The sequence below is a fragment of the Acinetobacter sp. YH12144 genome (genome assembly GCF_013418345.1).
GTDB classification, from domain to species: Bacteria; Pseudomonadota; Gammaproteobacteria; order Pseudomonadales; family Moraxellaceae; genus Acinetobacter; species Acinetobacter amyesii.
The window spans coordinates 1-5,106 of sequence record NZ_VPCD01000045.1 but is presented as its reverse complement, the minus strand read 5'-3'; the positions used below and the strand labels follow the sequence as shown (position 1 = coordinate 5,106).

Here is a 5,106-nt window from a genome sequence, read left to right as displayed (position 1 = left end):
ATATTTTACGCCAATTTCAACTTTAAATAAGCTTTTAGTTGTTCAAACAAATTGAGCTACCTCTCCTGTAATACAAACATTAGCATTTCATAGTAGTTAACCTTTATTTAACATAAAATCTCTTATATGAAATTTAGAACTTATCCCTTAAAAAGATCATTAAAAAGCTCTTTATCTTTCTGTCTATTTTCTTCTGTCTTACTTTCCGCACTTAAAAACTGCTCAAAATCAGCCCATTGATGTTTAAAAGATTCATCATTCTTAAATTTATTCAAAACCCAAGCGCCAAGCAAAATTTTCCGTCTAGTTTCATTTTTCCGTTCTTGAGCTTTGGCTTCACTTAAAAGTTTTTGCTGCTTAAGTTTAAGCTCATTCTGTTTCTGTTTTGCCTGTTCTAAGATCTGCTCTTGTTCTTTTTTCAAATACTCAATTTGCTCTTGTAGAGATAACTTCTTCTGCTGTGCTTTAGTGAGCTTCTTTAAAACTGCATCTTTCTTTTCTTGAATATCTGACATAGTATTAAACCGTGATGATCAATAACCAAACATCATCATAGAGTCAAAAAACAAAGCGAGCAATATCAAACGTAGCGAAGCGAAGTTTTCCCGGAGTGAAACGAAGGGCGCACTTACCCACTTTTATCATTTCATTCAAAAGTGGACGTTGCGACAGGGGAAACCCCTGTACCCCATGACCTCGCTTTAGCATGGTCAGCAACTTTTTCAAAGTTGCAAAAATCAAAACCACGGTATGCAGAAATTTAGGTTTTTAAAGTGGCAATTTTTCATTTGAATGAAAGCAACATCTCACGAAGTGACGGACGTTCAGCCGTTGCTTGTGCTGCTTATCGTGCCTGTGAAAAATTAGAGGATCTGACTTTTGGAAAGACTCAGGACTACACTAAAAAAAAGGGACTTGCATACAAAAATATTTATGCACCAGAACATACCAATACAAAACTTTTAGACCGTCAAACACTTTGGAATACAGTAGAAAAAAAAGAATTCAATGCCAATGGCTCAATGAAAGCCAATGCACGACTCGCCAAAGAATATATCTGTGCTTTACCACATGAATTAACAGATGCAGAACGCATAAAAATCGTTGATGACTTTTGCCGAGACTTTGTGAACAAGCACAATGTTATTGTCGATGCCTGCATCCATGCACCACATGAACATAACGATGAAACCAATAATAAAAACTATCACGTACACATGATGTTCACGACCAGACTCATCAATGAAAAAGGCGAATTAGGAAAGAAACAAAGAATCTTCAACGACCATGGTCCCGAGATCCTGAAGGACAGCCGAGCAACTTTTGCCAATGTTGTAAACACAGTATTGGAAAATGCCGGACTAGACGAACGCATCGACCACCGGAGTTACAAGGATCAGGGCTTAGACTTTCTTGAACCCACTCATCATGAAGGGCATGAAGCTACAGCACTTCGCAGACAATATGACGAGGAACAAAAAAGACCGCTTGAAGAACGTAACACTGAAATTGTGCTGCCAAGAATTGCACTTGAAAATGATGCAATCAAAGCCAAAAATTTAGATGCTGCACGAGAATACCAACAGATCATCAAGGGCCTTGATCAAGAAATTATTGTTCCAAGTCGATTAGAAGATCAGATTACCCAGCTGGAAAACGAACTTCAGTTAACCGAAGCAGAAGAAAAAGAGCTTTTAGCAGAATTAGTAAATCTCAACCTAGAAGAAGAACGCCTGCAAGAACAACAGGTTCAACAGATCGACAACGCATATGATGACTTCATCCGGTGCCAAGATATTTATGCAGAATTTGCCAATCAGTTTTACACCATTCAAAGCAATGCTGCTGATAATCAAAAGCAGATTGAATCAAATCTCACCAAGACAAAACGATGGTTAGCAGAAAACAAAAGCGATTTTTACCTACATAGCAATAATTTGTTTTATGACTCTTATCATCATACTTACAGAGATATAAAAAAACCTGATTTTTATGCGACTGAAAAATCAGTAGAACAGGCAAAAAATGAGAACTGGAGAGAATACGCAACCGAGGTCGAACAACTTGCTAAAGAATACGATATTGAGAATGTCGTCCAACGCTTAGGTCAATGCTCAGAGATACTGGAAAATAATGGGATTGAACGACCAACGATAAAACCCACGTTTTGGCAGAAGCTAAAACGAGAGTACGTTCATTCATTCGATACCCTACATGATTTTAATGATGATATGAGTCCCCTCCTTAAAGCAAAACGGGCAGATGATCTCAAAATTGAACAAGAAAGAATGCAGCAAGTACGCCAAGCGGAAGTAGATCGCCAACGAAGAATTGAAAATGATCGCAGAGAAAGTGAATTTAGAGAGCAATTACGTAAAGAACGAGAGCAAAAAGAACAACGCTATGAACAAGAAAGACACGAACGAGAACATTTGGCATTTTTAAAACGCCAAGAATTGGAAAAACAGCAGAAAAATGAGCCTAAAAAACCAGAAAATGAAAATAACAACGATTACCGACCTTGGTGAATGCTGTTTAAACGCAAAAAAATAGGGTTTTTAGCGATGTTTTGCTAAACCACAGTAGATTTATAGTTGAGTTAAGAAAAAACTCTTAAATCGCAAATGAGAGCATTTAGCGAGTGTCTACGAGCGAACTACAGGGATCTAAATTTTTTCACCTGTTTTTCCCTGATTACAGGCTCCCCTGTGTATCAAGAACTCAGAATCAGAGCATCCCGAATGGGTGCGAACTGATTACGATGGCTTTATGTCGAGCGAAGCGAGTAAAAAGCTCATGAGCGAAGCGAATTCCGAGCTGCTTTTGCTTTTTTTTAAAGTCACAACCCAATGAGCCAAAAAATTGCCCCAACGAATCGAGCGAAAGCGAGATTCAATAGAGTTTGAGCGCAGCGAAAACCAAGGGCAATTTTTCCTTTCCTGGGCTTTTAATTATTTTTAAAGTTTTTAATGCTTTTAGACTCTCTGAAAACCTTTGTTTGCAAGGCTTTCAAGGTGGATAAGACTACAATTTCTTTGTCATAAGACTACAATTTCTTTGTCATAAGACTACAATTTCTTTGTCATAAGACTACAATTTCTTTGCATTTGATTACATCGAATGCTAATGTAGTCTTAATAACACTTATAACCTATGCAGTCTTATGAAAAATGACTTAGTAGTAAAAGATAATGCCTTAATTAATGCCAGTTATAATCTCGAAGTAACCGAGCAACGGCTTATCCTTTTATCAATAATAAGAGCAAGAGAAACAGGCCAAGGGATCTCATCCGACAGTAAATTAGAAATCCATGCTTCTGATTATGCTTCTCGCTTTGATGTCACCAAAGAAGCTGCGTATAACGCTCTAAAAAATGCAGTTAATAATCTTTTTGAAAGAAAGTTCTCTTTTAAGGAAATTCATAAAGATACAAACAAAGAAATTGTAGTCAAATCCCGCTGGGTTAGCCGAATTGCATATGTTGATGACCTTGCTACATTAGAAGTTACCTTTGCACCAGATGTTGTTCCTCTTATTACAAGATTGGAAAAGCACTTTACGAGCTATCAACTTAAACAGGTTGCGCAACTAACTAGCAAATATGCTATTCGTCTATATGAGTTTCTAATTGCTTGGAGAGACGTAGGAAAAACACCTGTTATTTCTTTATCTGAGTTCAGAGAAAAATTAGGACTTGAGATGAATGAATATCAAAAAATGGTTAATTTTAAAAGTCGTGTTTTAGAACCAGCCATAAAGCAAATCAATGAGCTGACTGATATACATGTAAAATACGAACAGTACAAAACAGGAAGATCTATCTCAGGCTTATCATTCACTTTTAAGCATAAAAAAATTGATTCGATACCTTCAGAAAGAGATCCAAACACGGTAGATCTCTTTACCCAAATGACCGATGCACAACGCCACATGTTTGCCAATAAACTTTCAGAGCTACCGGAAATGGGTCGGTATTCCCAGGGAACTGAAAGCTATCCACAATTTGCTATTCGTATTGCTGAGATGCTTCACGATCCTGAAAAAATCAAAGAACTATATCCATACCTAAAAAAAGTGGGATATATGCCATTAAATAAAAGGATTTAGTAAATGGCTAAATTATCACTAAGTGAAGTATCTAACCGCTTTAACGTCAGTCGTTCTACGCTATATAGGGCCATAAAAGAAGGGCGTATATCTCGAAGCGCTGATGGTCTTTTTGATATTGCAGAAGTCATCCGATGCTTTGGAGAGCCGATCAAAAAGCATGAACAAAAACAAGAAGTGGATCAGTCTAAAGATGATGCTGATTTACGTCAGCTTGTTGATTTTATGAAAAAGGAAATTGAGTCATACAAAGATCGTGAGAAACGCTATTTAGATCAAATAGACCGCTTTCAATTGCTATTAGGGCATAAAGAGTCTGAAGAAAAAATGTCTCATGATACACCAGTGACACATTCCAATGATGCACCATGCGACAACAATAATGGAATAAGTGAAACTATTGATAATAATAGAGATAGTGAAATTAAAACATCCCATGAGACATTGGTGACACGCCCTAATGAAACACCAAAACACGTACCAAATACGCATTATGAGACAAAGAAAAAACGTGGCTTATTTGGCCGTGTACTGAATGCTGTTTTTGATAATGACTAAGGGAGAAAGATCATGCCGAAACTGAAAGACATTGCCCTAGGCATTATTGTGGCCCCACTGTTGATCCCGATCATGCTGATCGCATCGTACCAGGATAAAAAGGAGCTGAAAAAAGAGCTGGATAAACGCCAAAAAGAAAAAGACCAGTCATCCTGATTATTCAATTGAGCTAATCAAAATCGTGAAACATTGCTTAAATAATAGGCGTGGAACGTGAAAAATCATAAAAAAAGCCCGGTCATGGAAACTCGGGCTATCAACTAGGAACTACAGCGTTGAATTATAAGGATAATTATAACGCATTTCGTATAAGGTGTATTATGTTAATTTTAGGGAAATTTAAGAATCTCTATGCAATGGTTTATTCAATATTCTTTGATTTCTTATCTTTTAGGTTAATCAGAAATAGCCAATAACATAAGCCAGGAAATAGAGCCATA

The 5,106-nt window shown here is 36.9% G+C and carries 5 protein-coding genes; 4 read left to right on the top strand and 1 reads right to left on the bottom strand.

Features of this window, described 5'->3' with window-relative positions; genetic code table 11:
* Window positions 1-140: 140 nt before the first annotated feature.
* Window positions 141-515 carry a hypothetical protein gene (locus tag FTU79_RS16160; protein WP_086322809.1) on the bottom strand — a complete coding sequence of 125 codons (375 nt, stop codon included), beginning with the start codon at window positions 513-515 and terminating at the stop codon, window positions 141-143.
* Between the two features lie 258 nt (window positions 516-773).
* On the opposite strand from FTU79_RS16160, the gene mobQ reads away from it, so the two are divergent.
* The 4 genes from mobQ (at window position 774) to FTU79_RS16140 (ending at window position 4,822) form a co-directional block, all read left to right on the top strand.
* Entirely contained in the window at window positions 774-2,528 is a 1,755-nt protein-coding gene (gene mobQ / locus FTU79_RS16155) for a MobQ family relaxase (protein ID WP_257235117.1), read from the top strand.
* Between the two features lie 635 nt (window positions 2,529-3,163).
* Window positions 3,164-4,108: a replication initiation protein RepM gene (gene repM, locus FTU79_RS16150; protein ID WP_068912167.1), complete on the top strand. Its 945-nt coding sequence runs from the start codon at window positions 3,164-3,166 to the stop codon at window positions 4,106-4,108.
* 3 nt (window positions 4,109-4,111) lie between these two features.
* Entirely contained in the window at window positions 4,112-4,666 is a 555-nt protein-coding gene (locus FTU79_RS16145; RefSeq protein WP_180005593.1) for a plasmid replication DNA-binding protein, read from the top strand.
* 12 nt (window positions 4,667-4,678) lie between these two features.
* Window positions 4,679-4,822, top strand: a complete 144-nt coding sequence (locus tag FTU79_RS16140; protein WP_166135746.1) for a hypothetical protein — start codon at window positions 4,679-4,681, stop codon at window positions 4,820-4,822.
* Window positions 4,823-5,106: the final 284 nt, after the last annotated feature.

What these genes read in the sequence shown, in the direction of transcription:
- FTU79_RS16140 (WP_166135746.1), top strand. Translation starts at nt 4,679, where the DNA reads ATGCCGAAACTGAAAGACATTGCCCTAGGCATTATTGTGGCCCCACTG.
- FTU79_RS16160 (WP_086322809.1), bottom strand. Translation starts at nt 515, where the DNA reads ATGTCAGATATTCAAGAAAAGAAAGATGCAGTTTTAAAGAAGCTCACT.
- repM (WP_068912167.1), top strand. Translation starts at nt 3,164, where the DNA reads ATGAAAAATGACTTAGTAGTAAAAGATAATGCCTTAATTAATGCCAGT.
- FTU79_RS16145 (WP_180005593.1), top strand. Translation starts at nt 4,112, where the DNA reads ATGGCTAAATTATCACTAAGTGAAGTATCTAACCGCTTTAACGTCAGT.